The sequence below is a fragment of the Clostridium sp. CTA-19 genome, from assembly GCF_054767855.1.
This window is the reverse complement of the sequence record NZ_BAAABH010000005.1, coordinates 56,458-80,712: the sequence shown is the minus strand read 5'-3', so window position 1 is coordinate 80,712 and position 24,255 is coordinate 56,458. Positions and strand designations below refer to the sequence as shown.

Genomic DNA, 24,255 nt, shown 5'->3' with positions numbered 1-24,255 from the left:
AAATTAACCTTCTATTTTTTATCTTTAATTATCAAAAGATTTTTTAGCTTCATCTAATGCTTTTCTGGTATTAGTTTCAGCTTCATCTAAAGCAGCTTTTGTGTCTTTTTCTTCTAATAAAATTTGTTGTAGTGCTTTATTCATATTTTCATGTATAGAATAACCATTTAGTACTTTAGGGTCACAGTAGCCATAATCAAACTCTTCAACAGCTACACCTTTAGCTGGATTTTCTTTTTCTACATAATTTTTAAAATCATTTGATTCTAAAACAGATTTTCTAAGTGGTAAGTATCCAGATTTTGTACCCCATGTTAATTGATTTTCTTCTTCCATGAAGAATTTAATAAATTCAAATGCTGCAAGTTTTTCCTCAGGTGATGGAGTGTTAAAAATTGTAACATCTGTACCTGCAAAAAGAGCGGCCTTTTGTTTGTTTTCAGGCAATACTGCAGTTTTAAAGTTTATATTATTTCCACTACAAGTTTTTATTATATCAGGTAATGCAGAAATTGATGATATACCCATGGCAGCTTCCCCTCTACCAAAAGGTCCAGTCATATATTTTTCTTCAGTACATACTTTAGCAGAGCCATCTTTAACCATTCCAGCTAAGAAATCGAAAGCTTCCGCAGTTTCCTGAGAGTTAAATAATATTTTATCATTTTCCTCATCTATAAGGTGTCCGCCAGCTTGCTCTACCCAAAAACTAGAGTCTATACCTACAGAAGAATTTAATGCGAGCCCAACAGTATCAGTAGTACCATCATTATCTTTATCAACTGTTAATGTTTTAGCTGCATCCTTAAGTTCATTCCAATTAGTTGGAACCTTAACATTTTTTTCTTTAAGTAAATCTTCATTATAGAATAAAAGATAGGTAGATTTATTAAAAGGTAATGAGTAATGCTTTTCATTCCACATACCATTATCTCTTAAAAATTCAGGAATATCATTCCAACTATCTTTAGAAAATCCTATTTTCTCATTTTCTATATATGGATTTAAATTTTCAACTAAATCGTTCATAACATAAGCTGTTAATCTATTTGGATATATCATAGATAGAGCAGGTAGTTGGTTAGATTTTGATGCCCCTTCAAGTTTAGAAAATAGTTCTTTGTAGTGACCTTGGTAAACTAAATTTACTGTTATTTTACCATCATTTTTTTTGTTGAATTCTTCTGTGATTTCTTGTAATACTTTTTCGTTTTCTCCATTCATTGCATGCCAAAATTCAATACTAACTGGATCTTTAATTTCAGTTGCAATTTTAGATTCTGTTTCCTTAACATTTGTTGAAGTTTCAGCAGAATTACCACATCCAATTAAACCTAAAGTTAATATGCATGATGTAACAAGTGCTGTTAGTTTTTTGAATTTCATAAGTCTGTCCCCCTTATATAGTTTATATTTAATATTATTAAATTAATTATTTTTATAGGGTTTCAAATTTTAACTTATACTTTTATCATGTGATAATTTTTATGTATAAGTCAAAATTTTAACCCTTTATACCAGATTTAGTTATGCCTGAAATAACATATTTTTGAAGAACAAAATATATTATTAATATAGGAACTATGACGATAGTGGTAGCGGCCATGAGTAGATGATAATTACCTCCTGCTTCGGAAGTAAAATTCATTATACCTACTGGTAACGTTCTCATTGATGGTATATTAGTGACAATGAGAGGCCATAAAAATTCATTCCAACTATTAACTATTTTTAAAAGTGCAATAGTTAGTAGTGCAGGTTTTGATATAGGTACCATTATTGTCCAAAGATACTTAAAATCACTGCATCCATCTAATTTAGCTGCATAGTAAAGTGAATTTGGAATTGTTAAGAAAAATTGTCTTAACAAAAATACTGAAAAAACACTTATTATCCAAGGTACAGTAAGACCTTTAAAAGTATTTATCCAACCAAGCTTTACTATTGTAATGTAATTAGGAATTAACATAAGCTCACCAGGAATCATCATTGTTCCTATCATAATTGAAAAAATAATATCTCGACCCCAAAAATCTATCTTAGAAAACCCAAATGAAGCCAATATAGTTGTAATTAAAGTTCCAATGGTAACAATGAAAGTAATAATTAAAGTATTAATAAAGTAAGTAACAATTGGAATTTGCGTTGCTACTTCTTTATAGTTAGAAAACTTTGGATTTTTAGGTATAATTTCCGGTGGCATTATAAAGACTTCATTAAGAGATTTTAATGAGGTGCTTAACATCCATACAAAAGGTAATAAGGTTATAACACAGCCTAAAGCTAATATTAAATAAGTAAAAAGTTTTGAAAATCTAAATTTATTCATTTTATCACCTCTAATCATAGTTAACTTTTTTTCTGCCAATTTTAAATTGTATTGTGTTTAAAGTAACTATTATTAAAAATAGTACTAATGCAGCAGCTGATGCTATGCCATACTGATAATGATTATAAAATTTATTGTATATATAATAGACCATTGTTAAGCAACTATTTAATGGACCTGGTTGTTTATCAAAAAGAGCAAAAACTTCTCCAAAAACTTTGAAAGAATTTATACAAGTTATTATACACACAAAAAATAGGGTAGGTGATAAAAGTGGAATTGTAATATTTTTAACTCGTTGAAAAAAATTAGCACCATCGATTCTAGCAACTATATTATATTTTTCATCAATGCTTTGAAGTCCTGATAAAAATATTATTATATTATAGCCTAAACTCCTCCATACACTAACAATTATTAAACTAATCATGGATTTACTAGGATCTGAAAGCCAGTGAATAGGATCTATATTAAACATAGAAAGTAAATAATTTAATAGACCATGATCACCATGAAAAATCCATCTCCACACCATAGAAATAGCTATACTAGATGTAACAAAGGGTAGGAAGTATATACTTCTAAAAAAGTTTTTTAATTTTATATTTGAATTTAAAAGTATGGCTATAGATAAAGATAATATTATTGAAATTGGCATTACTAAACTAGCATATATAAAGGTATTTTTTATTGCTAGAAAAAAATCTTCATCATTTAATAAATATATGTAGTTATCTATACCTCTTTCAAAAACTAAATTTTTTTGATAGTTATATTTGCTATAAAAACTCATATCAAAAGTTTTTAATATAGGATAGATATTAAAAACAATTAGTACTATTAATACTGGAGAGATATATAGTAGTCCTTTAAAAAAACTTTTAAAACTTTTATTATTGTTCAAAATTTATAGTCTCCTCAGTCGAAGGATTGAAAAACAATATTTTATTTGGCTTAACTCCAATTAAAAGAGTTGCTAAATTTTTGTTAATAGAATCATAAGGAACTACTACTTTAACTATAAAATTATTAATATTAATTTTTAATATAGAATCTTTTCCAATATTTTCAGTATCTACAATTTTTCCGTTGAAAACTCCATTTGAATCATTTATTAAAAAATCTTCAGGACGTATTCCAACTTTGCAATTAGTTATATTATTAGAAATTTTACTTAAATCTATAAAGTTACTTAATTTTAAATTAGTACCTAAGATATTAAAAATATTATTTTGTTTATCTATATGGCAATCTAAAATATTAATAGGAGGATTGCCAATAAATTTTGCTACAAATAAATTTTTAGGATTTGAATACAATTTATTAGATAAATCATATTGTTGAAGAATGCCATCTTTTAAAATAACTATTCTATCAGATATACTTAAGGCTTCCTCTTGGTCATGAGTTACAAAGATTGTAGTTATTTTTAAATCCTTTTGAAGTCTTCGTATTTCCTCTCTCATTTCAACACGTAGTCTAGCATCTAAATTAGATAAAGGTTCATCTAAGAGTAATATTTGAGGTTTTTTTACTAGTGCTCTTGCAATAGCAACTCTTTGTTGTTGCCCACCAGAGAGTTGTGATGGTTTTCTTTTAAGCAACTCTTCAATTTTAACTAATTTAGCCATATTTATTACAGTGTTTTTTATATCTTTTTTGTTTTGTTTTTTTAATTTTAATGGAAAGGCTATGTTATCAAAAATATTCATATGTGGATAAAGAGAATAATTTTGAAAAACCATTCCTATGTTACGTTTTTCTGGTACTAAATCATTTATTATATTATCATTAAAATAAATTGAACCATTGCAAGGTTTATGTATACCTGAAATTGTAAAAATAGTTGTACTTTTACCGCATCCACTTGGCCCAAGAAAACTTATAAGTTCACCAGATTTAACATGTAAATTAAGGTTATTAACTGCTGTAAAATCCTTGAATTTTACAGAAAGATTTTCTATTTTTAAATCCATATAAACACCTTTCTAAATTGTAGATTCAAATAACTTAAAAATTTCATTTATATTCATGCTATCTAAGCCAAGAATAGGAATCTTAATATTTTTAATTTCAAAAATTGAAATTAACTCTTCAATAAATACTCCGGCCTCATTTACAACAGTTAATGAAGATAACATATTTGATAAATTTTCATTAGAAGATAATTCACCATACCATTTGCCAGAACAAGTTTTATCAACACCACAACTAGGACTTCCATTTATGCCAATTACACCTAAAATAGAAAAATCATTTTTTATGTAATCTTCTATTTGATCAACATAAGTCTCTAATAAGTTTTTGCAAGTTTTTCTAAAATGAGGAGTATCAAATTGTTCTTTAACATGTCCCCATCTATTACAACCATAACAAGTTAGCTCAGGGCAGGGAAGTTGAATTATTCCTACATTATTATTTATAAATAAATTAATTAAATCTTTTTTTCTTTGTTCAAAATCTTCTTTAACAATTCCAAAATTATAAACCTTGGAATTGGTATTGATTAGACAATGACAAATTATTACAATTTTTTTGTTTTTATTTAAATTTTCCATAAAATCTCCTAAAATTTTTTAAATTATATGCACTTATAGTATAATGTATATACAAAAAATTACAAATATGCAAAACAAATAAATGAACTATCTTTTATTAAATTTATCTATAAGTTATAAAAGTAAAACTAATTTTTATGTGTTTGAGAAACTCAAAATAATGTAAGAAGTAGAATTTAAAATTTTGCAAGTAGGATGTGAAAAGAAGCTTTAAAGAGGTAATAAAAATTTATTGAAATAAAATAAGCTATAAAATAGAGATTAGAACTCTATTTTATAGCTTGATTTTAAATTTTAGTTAGTAATGCAGTGCACCACTCATTTGTTTGACAACTAGAAATTAAAGTATATCCGTAATCTTTAATCTTATCTGCAACTAAGTCAAATGTCCACTCAACTAACCCAGATACTAAAAGAGTACCACCTTTTTTTATATGATTATTTATAAAATCCATGAACATTTGGGTTTCTTCTCCACCAATATTTATAATAATATAATCAAATTTATCTTTAAATGTTATTTCATTTTCTAATATATTACCAACATAAACATCTATATTATCAAGTTCATTTAATGATGCATTTAGCTGAATTTCTTCATTAACATCTCGTATATCAACAGCAACTACAGTTTCGGCTTTTTTTATTGCAGTAGCAATTGAAAGAATTCCAGAACCAGTACCAATATCTAATACAGATTTATTTTTAAAATCTTCATCTAAAATATATCTTAAACAATCTTGAGTTGTTTCATGTAAACCAGTTCCAAATGCACCTTGAGGAATAAAATTAATTTTATTTTTTCCTTCAACTTCATATTCAGGTGAACATAAGACCCAACCATTATTTAAATCTATAGGTTCTAAAGTTTCATTTAATTCTACATTATTTATGGATTCTATTTTAATTTCATTAACTTTAAGTGTATTCATTATAAGATTTTTTTGGTTTCTAGCTTCTTCTATATCATCGCTTTCTACAACTATATTAAAATCAACAAATTCATCTTCATTTTCATAATAACCATATCCATAGTCCGTTTTTGTTATAGTTATAGGACTTTCATAAAATACATTATATATATCATGAATGTAGAGTTTTTCTGTAGCTTCATCAGCTTTAGATAGTGGAAATTTAAAAGTAAGTTTAAACATATTATATATTTCCTCCTTGTATACCTAATGTATAGATATAGAATGTCTTAATTATATATCCTAATTTTATTATTAACTAAAAACAAAAAAATAAGAACGATGTTAGAAAATATAATTAATAATTATTAAAGTAGTAAATAAATTTATCTAATATCTAACATATAATAGGTATAAAATAAATTAATAAAAATTATTTTAAAAAATTATTTTAGTATTATTATAGATAAGTTTATATTAGTTTTCAATAAAAATAGATATATATTTAATTATATTGTAAAAAATGTATCAATTATTCAATAGAAAATTAAAAAAATTAGATAGATTAAGTAATTTTTAGTAGATGGAAATTATTTAAAGATTAAAAAGTAATATAGTCTTAGATTATTAGGTATGAAATTTTATTTATTAATAAAATTATGATAAAGTTAAATTGAGAGTTATTATAAGGAGGGGATAATATGTCTTCAAATTGCGATACATGTCCAAGTAAAGGCAAATGTACTTCTGAAAAAGGAAGTTGTTCTATAGAAAATAATGTTAATAATAAAGTTAAAAAAGTTATTGCTGTTATGAGTGGAAAAGGTGGAGTAGGTAAATCTACAATGTCTACTATGATAGCAAAAACATTAAGAAAAAAAGGTTATTCTGTAGGTGTATTAGATGCAGATATTACTGGTCCAAGTATTCCAAGACTTTTAAATATAAAGGAAACAGAAGTTTTGGGATCAGAACAAGGTATATTACCAGTAACATCAAAAGAAGATATAAAAGTTATGTCGATTAACTTTTTAATAAATGATGAAGAGTCGCCAGTAATTTTAAGAGGTCCAGCAGTATCAGCTACAGTTAAACAATTCTGGACAGATGTTTATTGGGGAGAATTAGATTATCTTATAATAGATATGCCTCCAGGAACTGGGGATGTACCATTAACTGTTATGCAATCAATTCCAATAAATGGAGTAGTTGTTGTTACAACACCTCAAGATATGGTTTCTATGATAGTAGCAAAATCAATAAATATGGCACGTAAAATGAATGTTGAAGTTTTAGGTGTAATACAAAATATGAGTTATTTAGTTTGTCCTGATTGTAATACTAAAATAAAAATCTTTAAAGATGAAGATTTTAAAGAGTACATAGATAGAATGCATACTAAATTATTAGGTGAAATGCCTATGACTTTAGATTTAGCTAAAATATCTGATGGTGAAGTAACACAATACGGTGATAAAGTGGAAGAAACTTTAAATGAAATAACAGATGAAATAGAAAAGTTTTGCAAATAAAAATAAGAGAACAAATTTTTAAAATTTGTTCTCTTATTTTCTATTTATTAGAATCCATAATTTTTTTTATTGGACCTTTTTCTGTTAGTAAATCGGTTATATCACTATATGGAATAAATATAAAATCAACGGATAAATAATCTGGAGTAGAATCATTAGTCTCATTTCTGTTATATAAAACTAAGGAATTAGGTGTTAGGAAAAATTCTTGATTTTCTGTTATACCTTTAAATAATTTAGCTTTTTCAGGATTTTGTTTTCCAAGAAAGGCTATTGATAAGCTATTTAGCTTTTCAATATAGTTTGATTTAAGATTAAATAAATCCTTTAATCCAACTAAATTACCAGTTTCATAATTAACAGTTAAAGAAGCATAGGATATACTTTCTTCATTATTAAATCCATAAGAGTAAAGATAAAATATAAAACTTGCTATATTTTCTACTTGAAGTGATAATGAATATGATCCATAAATATCCATATACACAACTTTCTTTTCTACAAAAAGTTCTTGTCTTATAAGTGACATATATTTATCAACTATAAGATTGTTTATAGAATCTTCAGCTGATTTACTTGATAATCCTTTAAAGAAAGGATATATTATTGAAAAAGAATTTGGTGCTATTTTTTTATCATAAATAAAGTCAGAAATTTGATTTATACTTTCAACATAAGTCATATTAGTTCCAGTATTGTTTTTAGTTTCCCTATGAAAGCATTCAAAATAAGCAATTCTATTTAAGTCTATACCAAAATAAACCCAACGACCATTTTTCCAACGGTATCCAGAGGCTGTTTTTTTATCAATTCTAGTTAGCCAAGCCCAAAATGAATTTCCATTGTAAAGCCATAAATATACATATTGATATAAGCATGGTCTTAATGAGCTAGAAGATACTGATTTATTTTGCTTTTCATTAAGATTTGCTTTTTTAGGTGTAAAATTAGGTGGAGGACCTACTGGTTGGTCATAATTTTTTTTGTTAGATTCTCTAGAAAAATCATAACAATCTAAATCAAGTGGTTTTAAAACTAATTCATCCTTTAATGAATTATCAATAGATATGTTTTCTTCAGATGAACGACCGTGACATTCAAAGGAATCTATTCTATTTAGACCAATTCCAAAATAAACCCATCTTCGTCCATTCCATCTAAACCCAAAAGCAGAAGTTCTATCAACACCTATTAACCAAGCCCAAAATCCATTTCCATTACGTGGCCAAATATAAACAAATTGAAAAATACAAGGTCTTATAGAGTTTGGAGATACTGCTTTAGTTTGTGCCCCACTTTTAAAATTAGATTTTTGTGGAGTAAAATTAGGTGGTGGTGTAGATGGTTGACCACTGTTTTGACTAGGATTATTTATAGGCGGTTGATTAGGATTAAATCCTGGAAAATTTATAGGTGGTCTTGGGATTTGTCTGTCTGTTACAAAAAAATCAGAATTAGCTTCTTCCAAATTTAATCCATCATCTAAATCTTTAAATTTATTCTCATATGGATATCTAACATACATTAATTAAACACTCCTAGATATATTAATACATTAATATAATATGAATCATTTTTTATTATGATACATAAAAATTATATTATAAGTAAAATTTACTAGTTTCTTATTTGAAAAAATGAGCAAACTAGTTATATAAAATAAACTTTAGGAGGAATAAAAATGAAAAAGATAAGAAGAAGTAGAAAAAGTAGAATGAATAATATGCCTAATATGAAAAAAATGAAAAAATTAACTGCTAAAACTAAAAGAGAAATAAAAAAATTCTCTATGGAGATGGGAAAAGATATGTCTATAATGATTAAGAATATAAAAAAATCAATGAAATAAAGTTAAAAAATAACTTACTAACATAAGTCAATATTTAATAAAGATATCTATAAATAGTGATGATAGGTAAAATTCTTATTATCACTATTTTTATTATTTAAATAAAATTTTCAATAGTTGGCTTAAGTTGATTTATTTATTTGTAAATTATCAATATAAAAATCACCAATAAAAACTATTTGTTTTATTGGTGGTTTTAAACCCTATATTATCTATTAAAAATGATTAATTGAATGAATCAATTAATTAATTAGAAAACTTAATGTTTTGTTTAAATGTCATATTCCAAGACTTAATATCATTACTATCTAAATTTTCATTACATAATGAAACTGCTATTAGTTGTGAATTATCATATGTTTTATAATAGAGTATTCCTTTATCTAAATTAAAACAAGAGGTATATTGTGTATAGTCAATTTTATTATATTCTGTAATAACATTACCTTTAGGGATGGTTACTCCTTCAAGTATATGAAAAATATTTGTAATGCCTTCTATTTCATCTTTACAATCAGTACTTGCATATTTTGCAAATACTGTTTTAACGAATCTAGATGGTGATGTAAAGTCTCCAGGTAATCCTAATGTACCAGAATCTTGAGAAAGTGGTTTAAATGTAACATTGCCTAAAGTAACTTCTTTCTTTTTTAATGGGTTAATGCCAACATAATTTCTTAAATTAGTCATATGCCAATTAAATTCAGGACTGTTTGTCATAACTCCAATAGGATTTTCTTTAATTACTAAACCATTTTCTGTTGGCTCAATAACTATGCAATTACCAGTTTTATCAGCAACAATCCAGTGAAGTGGTGGTAATAATTGCATTTCTTCTAAGGTCACGTTCATTAAGTTTACTTTTTTTATTTCTTTTATAGCATCCTTTACAGTTTCACATTTACTTAATAAGTAAGGTACTACTTCATAAGGTGCAATATTTAATAAAGAAGTTGATTCTTTGTCAGAGTAAATTGCATATCCGGGAAAGTATAGAGAAGCACATGAAAAACCTTTTTCATTAGTTCCATCTGCAAAAGCACAATAATTTCCGTCGAATTTTTGACCTATTCCTAAAAAAGCAAAGTTAACTTCTATGGATTGTTTATCCTGGTATAGTTTCCATTTATATTTTCTAGGATACATAATTGCATTGGGATTTAATATAAGTGAAAAATCCATAGTCCTTGCTAAAAAATGATTTCCATCTTGTGTTTTAAAGGTTAAACTTGTGCACATAATTGTATTCCTCCTACATTTTATTGACAATAACATATTATTAAATGTAGTATACGTTCCTATTAAATGTATTATACTTTGTTTTATTTTGATTTTGTACACATATATAGGGAAACAAGCTCCAACTTAAATTTATTCAATAACCTTAAAATATTTTCATACAAGATGCAGTGTTAAATTCTAAGTGATTCTGAGCATGTCTCACTATTTGGGGTATCCAAGTTAAATTTCAAAGTTATTCATTTATAAAATGAGAAAACTCAAATTAATATTTTATCAATAACTAACAAATTATTTTAGTTAAAAGTTAAGAGTGAATAGTGAACAGTTGTGGTTCTTAACTAAATATATTTGCACTTATTTTTCTCAACTAATAACAAAAATTTGATGTATAAATTTAGGACTTAATTTATAACTCCATAAATAATCAATGTGATTTTAAATAAATTTAAAATGAAACTAAATAAAAGCACAATCCCATATATATTGATTGTACTTTTACTTAGTTTTTGTTTAACTATAGTTTAAAGAATTATATAGATAATTGCTAATATACCATATTTTTATTTACATTAAGACTAAATCATCTGTAAAAATGAAAATGATATAGTTATAAAGATGGGTCAAATACTTTTCTAATAAAATGCAATATTTTTCGCATAAACTTTCAGATTCATTATTATTTAAAACTTCTATCAAATAATTTCTTAATCTAGTAGTTATTGATACTGATACACCACAGTAACTGCCTTCTAAAGAATAGGTTTTAATAAAAGGTTTAAAAGATGATGGATATAAAGTTTTTATATAATCAATATCTTTTTCTAATTTAAGTAATAGGGGGGATTCTATGAATCTAGATTTAAATCTAGTTGAAATCTCCTTATTAATTAGAAAAAGAGCTGATATAGAATCAGTAAGTGTTGAAATAATTTTAAATTTATTATTTAAAGGAATTTTTAGATTGTTTTCTAGAATATCACACAAATAATTAATCGCATTATTTAGTTGGGAAGCATTAGATTCGATATTTATAAATAAAGTAGATTTTGTCATAATATACACCACCTATTTGAAGATACCTATTAGACATGAATGTGGCATCATTAATTAAACTAGAACTTAAATTATTAAATGTATAAATATATTTCTAAATACGGTGTATTAAAAAATATATTTAACTACTATAGATTTATATTTTTAATAATATAAGATATCTATTTTATATGTCTTAATATAGGTTTAAATAAAATTTATCTTCCTTTAATGTAAAACCATTTTTTTTATAAAATTCTAAATTGGATTTTTTCGTATTAGAACCATAAATAACCTTAGTTTTAAAATTATCTTTAAGCTTAATATTATTATTAGTATTTTTAAATAAATTATTAAACTCAGGAATAAGTTTATCTATAAGGTATATAAGGGCTTTATTTCCAAACTCTGAATTAGTATTATTACCTAAATAAAAATTTTTTACCTCTAAGGAAGATGGTATAATTTCATTATACTTCAAATTAAGCTCCATGTAACCGCCTTTTTTCGACAAATCTTCGTATTTCCCAAAAAAACCATAAATTTTAAAATTATAGTTTCCAGTTATAAAGTAATTTTTATCAATAGGGCATATAAATGCCATGGGATAACCCTTTTTATCCTTAGAAAATTGAAAAAAGGGACTAGTTAATATAGTAGTATCTATATTAGCTTCTTTTGTAAATTTTTTTAAATCTTTAATTATATTAATATATTTATTGAAAATTATACAGTTTTTATCAATGCATTGTATAAGCTTATTACTAATAAATAACTGTTCTATAATTTTATCATCTGATGGATAATTAATATTTGCAATATGAATATCTTCCAATAAGCTATCATCAATTGAGTTATCTAAGCGTAAAGATGTTAAGTCATTAGAAAAAATCTCATCTAAATTATTAGAATTAAGACATATATATTTTAATCTATTTAATTTAGTTATAGACTCATATTTAGTTTTTTCAAGAATTTTATTGTGACTTCGCAATAAAGAAAGAATTTGTTCATTATTATTTTTGTATAAAATAGATAAGAAAACATCTTTAAAAGAATATTTCATTATAACAGCTCCTTTCCTAATTTTTGGAGTTTGAAATATAGAAATAAATTTATTTCTATCAAGTATTAATAAATTAAAATATAAAAGAATTAAAAAAAATTTTTATGGGATAATATAAATAGTATTAAATTTATATTAAGTTTTAAGAATATACAAAATATATCAATAAATTATATGTCTTTCTTATTAAAAATAGTACTAAGAAATATATCACTTAAATAAATGATAATTATTTTCAATTAAACTGTTGACAAGTAAAAAAGGTAAGGATATAATAAAGACAAGTTAGTAATGAAAATCATTATCAATTAGAAATGGTGAGGAGAGAGTTTTATGAAAGACATATTAATAGTGTATTGGAGTGGTACAGGTAACACAGAAAAAATGGCGAACTTAATTGGTCAAGGTGTTATGGAAAGTGGATCTAAGGTTTTAATAAAAAATGTTAGTGAGGCAACTATAGAAGATATAGAAAAATTTCATACTATAGCATTAGGATGTCCGTCTATGGGAAGTGAAGTTTTAGAAGAGTGTGAAATGGAGCCTTTTATAGAATCTATAAAGGATAAAGTAGGAGGCAAAAAAATAGCTCTATTTGGCTCTTTTGGATGGGGTGATGGCCAATGGATGAGAGATTGGGTAGAGCGAATGGAAAGTTATGGTGCTAATTTAATAGATGAAGGTTTAATTATAAATTCTGAACCAGACTCAAAAGGTGAGGAAGAATGTATTGAGTTAGGAAAAAAATTAGTATAAATGTGATATTAAAACTATAAAAATATTTTATGGTTTTGAAATATAACAAATAAATAAAACTATTTTTATTATGACATTAAAGGAGCGAGTACTAGTGGATATAGCTATTAAGGATTTTAGAAATAAAATTAAAGAATTTGATGATGTAGAATATATGGTTAATGTTATAGTATTAAATGCAGCACCTACAATAAAAGAATTAAAGGCAGGAACTACAGTTACCCTTTGTAATCATGATAAAAATATGAAAAATAATTGGAAAAACTATAAAGAAGAATTGCTTGAAAGATTAAAACTTAAAGCTTTCGAATTAAAAGAAACGGAAGATGCGGTAGTAGTACTTTTTTATAAAGAAGAATTACTAAAGAATAAACTAGAAAATGAACTAGTAAAAACTTATTTAAAAAAATTTGGGTATAAGTCAGAAATGACCCTATATGAAAAATTAACCTTATTAAAAAAAAGATATGAGAAAAATGCTTGTCCGCATGAACTAGGGTTATTCTTAGGATTTCCACTAGATGATGTAAAAATATTCATAGAGAGTCCACACAGTGAATGTTTAATATGCGGATATTGGAAAGTGTATAAAGATGAACATTATGCTATGAAAACTTTTGAAGATTTTGATGCAGCAAAGCTTGAAATAATAAATAAAGTTTGTAGTGGTTTGTCTTTAACAGAAATATTAGATGGAATAGCTTAAGATATAAATCTTAAGAATATTTTACTAATATTATAAATTCAAAACTCAAAATAAGTCAATAACATCCAAATCCTTCTTATAATAATATATAATATTTTTAAAGTGCAGTTTTAAATTGATACCCATAGCAAAATAGCTATGGGTATCTTTTTTAATAGAAAGTAGTTTATGCTATAATAATGAATTAAGGTATAATCAAATAAATAAAAATAAAGAAAATATTAGGGTAGGGTTTTTTATGAAAATAGATGAATTAGATATAGAAATAATATATAGAGAAAGAAAAAGTATATGTATAAGGATACAAGAAGATAATAAAATTAAAATTTTAGTACCAAATGGTATTTCAGATAAAACAATTTATGAAGTAGTAGAAAAAAAATTAAATTGGATAGAGGGTAAAATTAAAAGAAATAGGCAACGTATGTTAGATAGAGAAGTAAAATATGGAGTTGATGGAGAAAAATATCCTTATTTAGGAGAATTATACACATTGAAAATTATATTAGATAAAAAAGGAAAAAACAACTTAAGAATAGAAGAAAAAGAAATAATCTTAAATTGTAAAGATTTAAATAAGACAAAATATATGATAGAAAAATTTTATAGAAAATTAGCTTTAGATTTAATAGAAGAAAGGGTTAAAATTCATTCAGAAAGGTTAAAGTTAAGTTATGGGTCAGTAAAAGTGAGAACTCAAAAGAGACGATGGGCAAGCTGTACATATAATAATGATTTAATATTCAACTGGAAATGTATAATGGCACCGTTAGATGTCATTGATTATATAGTTATACATGAACTATGTCATACTGTTCATAAAAATCATTCTGCTAAATATTGGTGTTATGTAAGAGAAATTATGCCCAATTATAAAGAAAAAGAGCTATGGCTTAAAGATAATGGATATAAGTTAGAATTGTTTTAAATTATAAAATAAGATTATTAACTAACTTAAATTTATTACGTATATAAAAGTATATAGGGAAACAAGCTCCAATTTAAATTTATTCAGTAGCTTTAAAAATATTTTTATACAAAATGTAGTGTTGAATTTTAAGTGATTCAGATAATGTGTCACTATTTTGGATATCCAAATTTCGAAATGAATAATTTAAAAAGTCAACTTGGAACCCCATAAATTATAAAATAAGTTAAGGTACTTAAAGTTATGAGTGAGGAGGATATTGTTGAAGCAGAATAGAAAGAAAAAGAAAAAAAGAAATTTTTCTATAATCACTTGTGCTTTATCTATAATAATTTTATCAATTTCTTTGTACACCTATATTAGATTTAGTAGCCAGGTATCGGCATATGAAACTCATATAAAAAACATAAAGATAAACTCTAATATAGGAGATGATTATTTAACTAATTTTGAAAAAGAGAAGATAGAAAGAGAAAAGCAAAAGGAAGAGAAAAAAATAAAGAAGGAAGAAGAACGAAAGAAAAAATTAGAAGAAAAGAAAAGAGCATTAAAAGAACTTGAAGAAAAGAAAAGAGATAAGGAAAAAAAAGAAACAGAAGAAAAACTTATTAATAAGAAAGAAAAAAGTTCTAATTTAAAAAGTAATGTTATGAATGTAGGAATTATAAAACAACTTCCAGAATTAAAAAATGGTTGTGAGGTAACATCAGTAGCTATGATGTTAAATCATTCTGGCATAAAGGTTGATAAAATGACATTAGCAGAAAAGGTGAAAAAAGATAATACTAAAATAGAGTATGATGAAAATGGGAATATAATCAAATGGGGAAATCCAGATATAGGTTTTGTAGGGGATATAACAGGCGTTTCTTCAGGATATTCTGTAAATCCAATACCTTTATTGGATTTAGTAAATCAGTATGTTAAAGGTATTAACTTAACAAATTTAGATTATTCCTATATTGAAAAATCATTATCAGAAAACAGACCGGTTGTAGTGTGGGTTACAAGTGATTTTACAAGTCCTCAGATTAATACATCGTGGAAAAATAATGGGGAAACTGTAACAGCGTATTTTAATCAACATGCAGTGTTGTTAACAGGATACGATTCTGAGTATTTATATTATAATGATCCGCTTACAGGAAAAGTAAATGATAAAATAGAAAAGGATAGATTTTTGAAAATTTGGACAAATACAGGTAGAAAAGCTATAACTTGTGAATAAAAAATTTTAAAATAAAAATAACGTCAATAATTATTGCGTTATTTTTATTTTGAAAAAAGTTAAAATTGCAATTTTAATGTAAAAAATTATAATAAGCTTATTTTTTAGGGGGAGTTAAAATGTTAAATAAAAAAGAATTAAGAAAAGAAATTTTGAAATTAAGAGATGGCATAAGTGAAGAAACTAAAAAGATTTATGACAATCAAATATTTGAAAAATTTATAACACATAAAAAATTTAAAGAATGCAAAAATATATTTATATTTGTAAGTTACAAAAGTGAAGTTGATACCCATAAAATTATAAAATATTGTTTTGATAATAATAAAAAAGTCTTTATTCCCAAAGTGAAAAATGCAAATGGTGATATGGGAGCTTTCAAAATAAATTCATTTTCACAGTTAAAAATAGGATATAAAGGAATATTAGAATGTGATGATACTGCTGAAGAAATAGATAAGAATGATATAGAATTAATTGTAATGCCTGGAGCAGTTTTTGATTTAAATGGGGGGAGAATTGGATATGGTGGAGGATTTTATGATAAATTTTTAAATGATTTAAGTGACAACAAATTTAAAATAGCTCTTGCGTATGATTTCCAGATTTTAAACAAAATTCCAAATGAGGTTCATGATGTAAAACCTAATGTAATATTAACAGATAAAAGAATATTAAAAATAGTTTAGTACAGCTAAAAAAATATAATTGAAATATTGCATATAATATTTTAAATTATAATTTTGTGTTAATTACTAAAATATAATCAAGTTGAAAAAGTTAGAAAAAAGTAAATATACCTAAGATTGAGTGAGAAAAATGACGAAAAATGAATTCTAATGCTAATATATCTTGTATAAAATACCTGAATTTCACTTGTATTTATTTTGTTTTTTTGATTAAATAAGTTTGTAAAGAATATCAAATTAGCGAACAAAATCTTTAATGGAAAATTTATTATATTTACTATATTAGAATAAATCAAAAACTTATAAATGTAATGAATTTTCAAAAAATAAAATCTACATAATGTAGGGGGAAAGAATATGAATTATAACGAAATAACAGAATTATTAAAAATTGAAGTTGTACCGGCTTTAGGATGTACAGAACCAATAGCAATAGCTATTGCAACAGCAAAAGCAGCAAGCTGTTTAAAAAATGATGTAGAGAAAATAGAATTATATTTAAGTACAAATATAATTAAAAACGCAATGTCAGTTGGAATTCCAGGAACAGGGGCAAATGGAATAGATATTGCAGCAGCTTTAGGGGCAGTTGCTGGTAATGCAGATTTAAAATTAGAAGTTTTAAGAGATTGTACACAAGAAGATGTAGCAAAAGCAAAACAAATGGTTCAAGATAATAAAGTTTCTGTAAAAAAAGCAGATAGAACAGAAAAACTATACATTGAAGCAATTTGTACAAGTGGAGAAGAAACAGCTAAGGTTGTTATAAAATATAAACATACAAATATAACTTTAATACAAGTTAATGGAGAAATAGTTTATTCAAATGAAGAAACACTAGAAGCTCCAAAAGAAGATGGAAAAGAAGACAAGAAAAAATTAACTTTTTCAGTAGCTAAAATTTATGAGTATGCTACAACAGTTCCATTTGAAGATATAAAATTCTTACTAGATGGAGCAGCTATGAATAGTAAAGTTGCAGAAGAAGGACTAAAGCATGAATATGGTCTTAAAATAGGAAAGACTTTAATGGGTCAAATTGAAGAAGGAATGTTAAGTGATGATATAATGTCATTTACAATGGCATTCACAGCAGCAGGATCAGATGCTAGAATGTCTGGATGTCCATTACCAGTTATGAGTAGTGCAGGAAGTGGAAATCAAGGATTAACAGCAATATTACCAGTAGTAGCTGTTAGTAAAAAAATAAATGCTAGTGATGAAACTTTAGCAAGAGGATTAGCTATAAGTCACTTAATAACTTATTACATAAAAAGCCATCTAGGAAGACTTTCAGCACTTTGTGGATGTGGTGTAGCAGCTTCAATTGGAGCTAGTGCAGCTATGACATATATGATGGGTGGAAAATTAGAAAACGTATGTTATACAATTAAAAATATGATAGGTGATGTATCTGGAATGATTTGTGATGGAGCAAAACCAGGTTGTGCATTAAAATTATCAACAGCAGTTGGTTCGTCAGTAAAATCAGCTATACTTGCTACACATGGTATCGAGATTTCTGATAAAGATGGAATAGTAAGTAAAGAGGCAGATCAATCAATAAGAAACTTAGCTACATTAGCTAATAGTGGAATGACAAATTGTGATAACGTAATTTTAGATATAATGATTTGTAAATAATAAAAAGGGCTTAATGCCCTTTTTATTTATAAAAATTATATATGAATCTAAAAGATTTAGTGAGTTATAATGAATTGTATATCATCAATTTTAAAAAATCAAAAGATTCATAAATAAGTTAATATTTATGTTTATTTCCTTATATTAATGGTTTAGTTTCTTCAAGCATTCTACCTAATGCTACAGAATATATTTCAGTGGCTTTAAATAATTTTTCAAGTGATATAAATTCATTAGCTACATGACAACATTCATCTTCATCATAGAAAACTGGTCCCCATGCAACAGTGTTAGGCATAGCTTTTGCATAAGAAGTTCCATGTCCAAGTGTAAAATCATTTTTTAAACCACTTAATTCATTATAAGTATTTTCCATTATTTGAAGAAATGGCTTTTCTTTGCTAACAAATATAGGAGCTAAGAAATCTAATACTTCAAATGTAGATTTAGTCTCATTTGATATTTTAGTAAATACTTCTTTTAATCCTTCCAGTGTTGTACCATATACAGGTCTCATATTTAAAATAACTGTGCAATGAGAATCATCTTCTTTAACTACTGTTGGAGATATTACATTTCTATGCATATATTCGCCGTCTAAATATTCACTTTCGCTATAAACTCCTAAGCCTTTTCCGAAATAATCATAACAATTTTCAGCTATAAATTTAATTGCATTTCCTTGAGAATTAGAAACAATGCTTAATGTATTAAGGAATTTACCTAACATAACTATAGGATTTATGCTTAAATGTGGGAATGCAGAGTGACCTGAAACACCTTCAGCAACAACTTTTATAACCGATCCATCTTCAGAAAATGTTATTTTAGCATCTTTATTTAAAGCTAAATATTTATTTAATGAATCTTTAAATTTATTTAGATCACCTTTTAATATTGCAGTAGCAACCCCTGGAACAGAGTTAGTAGCATTACCACTTTGAAGTTTTGTAATTTCAAAATCTCCAGTGCAACAAGTGCAAGAAGTAAATTTAAATGCTACATCAGCATATCCTTTTTCTTTATTACAAATAGGAAATTGTCCATCAGGAGTAAATCCGTAATCTGGTAAAGGATACTTTTCTATATATTCATTCATATCAACCCACTCAACTTCTTCTTGAGTACCTATTATAAGTTGAACTTTCTTGTTAATAGGTAAGTTAAGTTTTCTTATAGCATCCATAGCATATAATGAAGAAACTATACAACCTTTATCATCTAAAACTCCACGACCAAATAAAACTCCGTCTTTTTCAACCATTTCAAATGGATTACTATTCCATTTGTCTAAATCATCAGCAGGAACTACATCTATATGAGTTAATATTCCTATAGTTTCAGTTCCGTCACCCATTTCAACAATACCGATTGAGTCATCTAAAACTGTATATGCTTTAAAACCCATTTTTTCAGCTTTGCATATAACTGTTTTTAAACATTCTTTAACTTTGGGTAAGTTTTCAGAAACACTAGGTATAGCAACTAGGTCTCTTATATCATTGATTATATTTTCTTTATTATCTTGTAAAAATTTATTTATGTTTTGTATTTCAATATTATTCATAAGCGCCTCCCAAAATATATTTATTTTTTCTAGATTTGTATATGATAAATTTTATCACTATTTTAAATTTACTACAATAAACAGGCAATTCTGCAAAGTGCTATTACAATAGAATATTTAAAAGAACCTCTTAAAAAGATGATTTATCTACTGTATACTTTAAAATGAAACAAAAATTTAAACTAAATTTAAAAAAGTTTAGAAAGAGTTAATTAAATTTAAATTTTATTAACTATTTCAATTGAATTATAACATTGTATTGTAATTTAATGCAGAAAAAAGCAACACTGCTAAGTGTTGCTTTAATAATTACTTTTCTTTATTTTCTACTTCTACAGTAATTCTTTCAATAAATGACTTTAATGCTATAGCACCTTCGTCACCATTTTTTCTACTTCTGATGGCTACTTCTTTATTTTCAGCTTCTTTTTCACCTACAACTAGAATATATGGAACTCTTTCATTACGAGCTTCTCTAATTTTATATCCTATTTTTTCAGCTCTATAATCAGTTTCAACTCTTAAGCCATTTCTTTCAAGTTCTTTAGTAACTTCTTCAGCATAATCATGATATTTTTCTGAGATTGGAAGAACTTTAACTTGAATTGGTGCAAGCCAAGTTGGGAATGCTCCAGCATATTTTTCTATAAGCATAGCTAATGTTCTTTCGTAACATCCAATAGAAGTTCTATGAATAATATAAGGATGTTTTTCTTTACCATCTTTATCTATATAAGTCATTCCAAATCTTTCAGCTAATGAGAAATCAATTTGGACAGTTATTATAGTATCTTCTTTTCCGTGAACATTTTTTATTTGAAGGTCTAGCTTAGGACCATAGAATGCTGCTTCACCCTCAGCTTCAGTATAATCTAATTGAAGATTATCAAGGATTTGTCTCATCTTATCCTGAGTTTCTTCCCATTCTTTTGGCTTATCTATATATTTAGCCTTGTTGTTTGGATCCCATTTAGAGAATCTATAAGTTATATCTTCTCTAATTCCTAAAGTATCTAACATATAGTTAATTAAATCGACAACTCCTCTGAACTCATCTTCTAATTGGTCAGGCCTTACAGCTAAATGTCCTTCAGAAATTGTGAATTGTCTTACACGGATAAGACCATGCATTTCTCCAGATGACTCATTTCTAAATAAAGTAGAAGTTTCGTTGTATCTTAAAGGTAAGTCTCTATAACTTCTCTTTTTAGCTTTATAAGCCATGAATTGGAATGGGCAAGTCATAGGACGAAGAGCAAATACTTCATCATCTTTTTCTTCATCGCCTAAAACAAACATACCATCTTTGTAATGATCCCAATGTCCAGAAATTTTATATAAATCACTTTTAGCCATTAAAGGAGTTTTTGTTAATAAATAACCTCTTTTTTGTTCTTCATCTTCAACAAATCTTTGAAGTAATTGTACAACTCTAGATCCTTTTGGTAATAAAATAGGAAGACCTTGGCCAACCGGTTCGGAAGTTGTAAATAATTCTAATTCTCTACCAAGTTTATTGTGATCTCTTTTTTTAGCCTCTTCAAGTGCCTCAATGTGAGCGTCTAAGTCTGATTTTTTAGTAAATGCAGTTCCGTATATACGAGAAAGCATTTTATTTTTTTCATCGCCTCTCCAGTAAGCTCCTGCAATTTTAGTAAGTTTAAATGCTTTAACTGGTTTTGTTGATAGAAGGTGTGGTCCTGCACATAAATCAACAAAATCACCTTGTTTGTAGAATGATATAACCTCGTTTTCAGGAAGGTCTTTAATTAATTCTACTTTATAAATTTCTCCAGATTCCTCCATTAGCTTTATAGCTTCATCCCTTGGAAGTTCAAATCTTTCAATTTGTAAGTTTTCTTTAACGATTTTTTTCATTTCAGCTTCAATTTTTTCTAAATCTTCAAAAGTAAATGGCTTTTCAACATCAAAATCATAATAAAAACCATTATCTATAGAAGGCCCTATTGCAAGTTTTGCAGAAGGATTTAATTTCTTTACAGCTTGAGCTAATATGTGAGAAGCAGTGTGTCTAAATGCATCTTTACCTTCTTGAGAATCGAAAGTTAATATATTAAGTTCACAATCTTTATCAACTATATGACGCAAATCAACTACTTCGCCGTTAATAGTTGCTGCACAAGCAACCCTTGCTAATCCTTCTGAAATATTTTTAGCTATATCTAAAACAGATAATTCATTTTCAAATTCTTTTATAGATCCATCTTTTAAACTAATTTTTATCATACTAAATTCCTCCTAATTCAATTAATGATACAAAATAATGACTTATTTTGTTAAGTAATAAAATAATTTTCGATTTTATTATTATGTAGAAATAAATTTATTTATAATTTATTGATTTTAAATAAAAAAACTCGTCCCTTTCTTAAAAAAGAAAGGGACGAGTATAAACCCGTGGTTCCACCCAATTTGCCTATAAAAATAGACCACTTTATTACTAGACTTGTAACGGAGTCTACCGGACTTTATTAGAGTCACTCAGAGGTGGTTTTCAACTAAATTCCATTTAAGAATACTTTCAGCTAATGTATTCTTTCTCTGAAAATGTATCGATAGTCTACTGTCCTCGTCATAGTATTAAACTTTTTAATATTATAACATTAAAAAATATTATGTCAATATTAATAAAGAAAAAATATGTTAGAAATATATAAATAGTATATTACTATTTATATATTATTATATATCCTAATAGGTTACTAAGTAAAGAGATTTAATAAGTATTTGTTTTATAAGTATAACCAGTAATGTATAAAAATATAATATATTGTAAGTGTATAGTAAAGTAAGAAAATAGAAAGAAGGGGGGAAGGTTGCATGGAAAAATATTTTAATTCAACTATTCCAGAAATAACTTATGAAATGCTAAATCCTGACTTTTGGATAAGGCATAGTGAGACATCATCTAGAATAATAGGGTGTTATGACAAAATTGAAAGTTTTAACAATAAAAGTATGTCAGGTAGTCATATAAAGGATGTATTTGACCTTAAGATTCAATACACTAAAAATGAAGTGAAAGATATAATTTTATCTATAAGTGTTCCTATAAAAAAAGAAATGTATAAGGATGGTTTAAAATTAAAGGAAGAGGATATAAAAAAATTAGAAACAAATTTGGATATTGATAAAATATTGTACAATTCAGTAGTTAAATATGGAATGATAACTTATAGGACTATTGTAAAATCTTATCCTACAGATGATAAATTATTTGATAATGAAGAAGAGTACATCATAGATAGGTTAATAGAGTCAGCAATAAATATATGTGAACCTGTATTAGTATTTCATGAAAGTTATGATAAAGAGTGGTATTTTATTCAAAGTTATAATTGCAAAGGGTGGGTTAGAAAAAAATATTTAGCAATTGGGAGCAAAAAGGATATAGAAGAATACGCAAAATCTAAGGATTTTTTGATTGTGACAGGTAGAAGAATTTATACAAATTATAATCCAATAGAGAAAAGAACAGCGTTAATTCCTATAGATATGGGTGTCAAATTAAGGCTTGTAGAAAAGAATTCTATACCAAATGAAGTAGATGATATGGATGTTTTAGCGAGCTATGTAATTTATTTGCCTGTAAGAAATGAAAAAGATGGAAATTTAGAACTTGTAAAAACATTAATACCTAGATGTGCTGATGTAAATATCGGATTTTTATATTATACTGAAGAAAATATAATAAAACAAAGTTTCAAGTTTTTAGGTGAAAGATATGGTTGGGGAGGAGATTTTTTTTCAAGGGATTGCTCAAGTTTAGTATTAGATGTGTTAAAAACTATGGGAATATATATCCCAAGAAATACTTCGAAGCAATCAGATGAAAACTTAGGCATTGTAAAGAAAATGAATGATTTACAAATGAATCAGAAGAAAAAATTTTTAGATTGGCTACACCCAGGGAGTATACTATATATGAAAGGACATGTGATGATTTATTTAGGAAAATATAATGAGGAATATTATGTTATTCATGACACAATAGGATTTTATGTATCTTCCATATGTAAAACAAAAACTGGAGATTTAAAATATATTAAGGCTAACGGTGTAACATTAACTCCGATGAGTATAGCATATACAACTTCAGGACAAAATTATATTAATGCCTTAATAGCATCGAAAATTTTTATATAGAATGGCTTATAAAAATATATGATTTATAGAAATATAAAAAAAATTTTGATA

General features: G+C 26.0%; 21 protein-coding genes and 1 other annotated feature. Of the genes, 9 read left to right on the top strand and 12 right to left on the bottom strand.

What is annotated here, in order from left to right; all coding sequences use genetic code 11:
- Positions 1-24: 24 nt before the first annotated feature.
- The 6 genes from ACYUE0_RS04335 to ACYUE0_RS04310 all read right to left on the bottom strand — a co-directional run bounded on the left by ACYUE0_RS04335 (position 25) and on the right by ACYUE0_RS04310 (position 6,041).
- The gene (locus ACYUE0_RS04335; protein ID WP_460269614.1) at positions 25-1,386 is read right to left on the bottom strand and encodes an ABC transporter substrate-binding protein; all 1,362 of its coding nucleotides are present in this window, start codon (positions 1,384-1,386) and stop codon (positions 25-27) included.
- Positions 1,387-1,504: 118 nt separating this feature from the next.
- Positions 1,505-2,329 (bottom strand): carbohydrate ABC transporter permease, encoded by an 825-nt coding sequence (locus ACYUE0_RS04330; protein WP_460269613.1) that lies wholly within the window; start codon positions 2,327-2,329, stop codon positions 1,505-1,507.
- A 10-nt stretch (positions 2,330-2,339) separates the two neighbouring features.
- Complete coding sequence (locus ACYUE0_RS04325) at positions 2,340-3,233, bottom strand: carbohydrate ABC transporter permease (protein ID WP_460269611.1); 894 nt, start codon at positions 3,231-3,233, stop codon at positions 2,340-2,342.
- Positions 3,223-4,305: an ABC transporter ATP-binding protein gene (locus ACYUE0_RS04320; protein WP_061996390.1), complete on the bottom strand. Its 1,083-nt coding sequence runs from the start codon at positions 4,303-4,305 to the stop codon at positions 3,223-3,225. Before ACYUE0_RS04320 ends, ACYUE0_RS04325 begins: the two co-directional genes overlap by 11 nt.
- 12 nt (positions 4,306-4,317) lie before the next feature.
- Complete coding sequence (locus tag ACYUE0_RS04315; RefSeq protein ID WP_460269610.1) at positions 4,318-4,887, bottom strand: CD3072 family TudS-related putative desulfidase; 570 nt, start codon at positions 4,885-4,887, stop codon at positions 4,318-4,320.
- A gap of 287 nt (positions 4,888-5,174) precedes the next feature.
- On the bottom strand, positions 5,175-6,041 hold the full coding sequence (locus ACYUE0_RS04310) for a 50S ribosomal protein L11 methyltransferase (protein WP_061996388.1): 867 nt from the start codon (positions 6,039-6,041) through the stop codon (positions 5,175-5,177).
- Between the two features lie 458 nt (positions 6,042-6,499).
- Between ACYUE0_RS04310 and ACYUE0_RS04305 the strand changes: the two genes are divergently transcribed.
- Positions 6,500-7,330 carry an Mrp/NBP35 family ATP-binding protein gene (locus tag ACYUE0_RS04305; RefSeq protein ID WP_460269608.1) on the top strand — a complete coding sequence of 277 codons (831 nt, stop codon included), beginning with the start codon at positions 6,500-6,502 and terminating at the stop codon, positions 7,328-7,330.
- A 40-nt stretch (positions 7,331-7,370) separates the two neighbouring features.
- Here the strand turns inward: ACYUE0_RS04305 and ACYUE0_RS04300 are convergent, their stop codons facing one another.
- Positions 7,371-8,855, bottom strand: a complete 1,485-nt coding sequence (locus ACYUE0_RS04300) for a polysaccharide deacetylase family protein (RefSeq protein WP_460269607.1) — start codon at positions 8,853-8,855, stop codon at positions 7,371-7,373.
- 156 nt (positions 8,856-9,011) lie between these two features.
- Here ACYUE0_RS04300 and ACYUE0_RS04295 point away from each other — a divergent pair, with 156 nt between their 5' ends.
- On the top strand, positions 9,012-9,179 hold the full coding sequence (locus ACYUE0_RS04295) for a hypothetical protein (protein WP_157450925.1): 168 nt from the start codon (positions 9,012-9,014) through the stop codon (positions 9,177-9,179).
- A gap of 246 nt (positions 9,180-9,425) precedes the next feature.
- On the opposite strand, the gene ACYUE0_RS04290 is transcribed toward ACYUE0_RS04295, so the two are convergent.
- The 3 genes from ACYUE0_RS04290 to ACYUE0_RS04280 all read right to left on the bottom strand — a co-directional run bounded on the left by ACYUE0_RS04290 (position 9,426) and on the right by ACYUE0_RS04280 (position 12,519).
- Positions 9,426-10,418, bottom strand: a complete 993-nt coding sequence (locus ACYUE0_RS04290) for a choloylglycine hydrolase family protein (RefSeq protein WP_460269606.1) — start codon at positions 10,416-10,418, stop codon at positions 9,426-9,428.
- Positions 10,419-10,985: 567 nt separating this feature from the next.
- Positions 10,986-11,474 carry a hypothetical protein gene (locus ACYUE0_RS04285; protein WP_460269605.1) on the bottom strand — a complete coding sequence of 163 codons (489 nt, stop codon included), beginning with the start codon at positions 11,472-11,474 and terminating at the stop codon, positions 10,986-10,988.
- A 175-nt stretch (positions 11,475-11,649) separates the two neighbouring features.
- Positions 11,650-12,519: a hypothetical protein gene (locus tag ACYUE0_RS04280; protein ID WP_199869628.1), complete on the bottom strand. Its 870-nt coding sequence runs from the start codon at positions 12,517-12,519 to the stop codon at positions 11,650-11,652.
- A 333-nt stretch (positions 12,520-12,852) separates the two neighbouring features.
- Between ACYUE0_RS04280 and ACYUE0_RS04275 the strand changes: the two genes are divergently transcribed.
- The 6 genes from ACYUE0_RS04275 to ACYUE0_RS04250 all read left to right on the top strand — a co-directional run bounded on the left by ACYUE0_RS04275 (position 12,853) and on the right by ACYUE0_RS04250 (position 18,470).
- Positions 12,853-13,275, top strand: a complete 423-nt coding sequence (locus ACYUE0_RS04275) for a flavodoxin (protein ID WP_199869627.1) — start codon at positions 12,853-12,855, stop codon at positions 13,273-13,275.
- A gap of 94 nt (positions 13,276-13,369) precedes the next feature.
- Positions 13,370-13,981 (top strand): DUF3793 family protein, encoded by a 612-nt coding sequence (locus ACYUE0_RS04270; RefSeq protein WP_061996381.1) that lies wholly within the window; start codon positions 13,370-13,372, stop codon positions 13,979-13,981.
- 238 nt (positions 13,982-14,219) lie between these two features.
- On the top strand, positions 14,220-14,909 hold the full coding sequence (locus ACYUE0_RS04265; protein WP_061996380.1) for a M48 family metallopeptidase: 690 nt from the start codon (positions 14,220-14,222) through the stop codon (positions 14,907-14,909).
- A 262-nt stretch (positions 14,910-15,171) separates the two neighbouring features.
- The gene (locus tag ACYUE0_RS04260) at positions 15,172-16,137 is read left to right on the top strand and encodes a C39 family peptidase (protein WP_460269604.1); all 966 of its coding nucleotides are present in this window, start codon (positions 15,172-15,174) and stop codon (positions 16,135-16,137) included.
- A gap of 119 nt (positions 16,138-16,256) precedes the next feature.
- Positions 16,257-16,826: a 5-formyltetrahydrofolate cyclo-ligase gene (locus tag ACYUE0_RS04255; protein ID WP_460269603.1), complete on the top strand. Its 570-nt coding sequence runs from the start codon at positions 16,257-16,259 to the stop codon at positions 16,824-16,826.
- A gap of 357 nt (positions 16,827-17,183) precedes the next feature.
- Positions 17,184-18,470 carry an L-cysteine desulfidase family protein gene (locus ACYUE0_RS04250; RefSeq protein ID WP_460269602.1) on the top strand — a complete coding sequence of 429 codons (1,287 nt, stop codon included), beginning with the start codon at positions 17,184-17,186 and terminating at the stop codon, positions 18,468-18,470.
- A 139-nt stretch (positions 18,471-18,609) separates the two neighbouring features.
- Here ACYUE0_RS04250 and ACYUE0_RS04245 read toward each other — a convergent pair whose 3' ends face one another.
- Together ACYUE0_RS04245 and thrS are read right to left on the bottom strand one after the other, a co-directional pair.
- Positions 18,610-20,037 carry a Sapep family Mn(2+)-dependent dipeptidase gene (locus ACYUE0_RS04245; protein ID WP_460269601.1) on the bottom strand — a complete coding sequence of 476 codons (1,428 nt, stop codon included), beginning with the start codon at positions 20,035-20,037 and terminating at the stop codon, positions 18,610-18,612.
- A 309-nt stretch (positions 20,038-20,346) separates the two neighbouring features.
- Positions 20,347-22,284, bottom strand: a complete 1,938-nt coding sequence (gene thrS / locus ACYUE0_RS04240) for a threonine--tRNA ligase (protein WP_199869621.1) — start codon at positions 22,282-22,284, stop codon at positions 20,347-20,349.
- A 150-nt stretch (positions 22,285-22,434) separates the two neighbouring features.
- Positions 22,435-22,643, bottom strand: a binding site (T-box leader).
- Positions 22,644-22,878: 235 nt separating this feature from the next.
- Between thrS and ACYUE0_RS04235 the strand changes: the two genes are divergently transcribed.
- Entirely contained in the window at positions 22,879-24,204 is a 1,326-nt protein-coding gene (locus tag ACYUE0_RS04235) for an SH3 domain-containing protein (protein ID WP_460269600.1), read from the top strand.
- Positions 24,205-24,255: the final 51 nt, after the last annotated feature.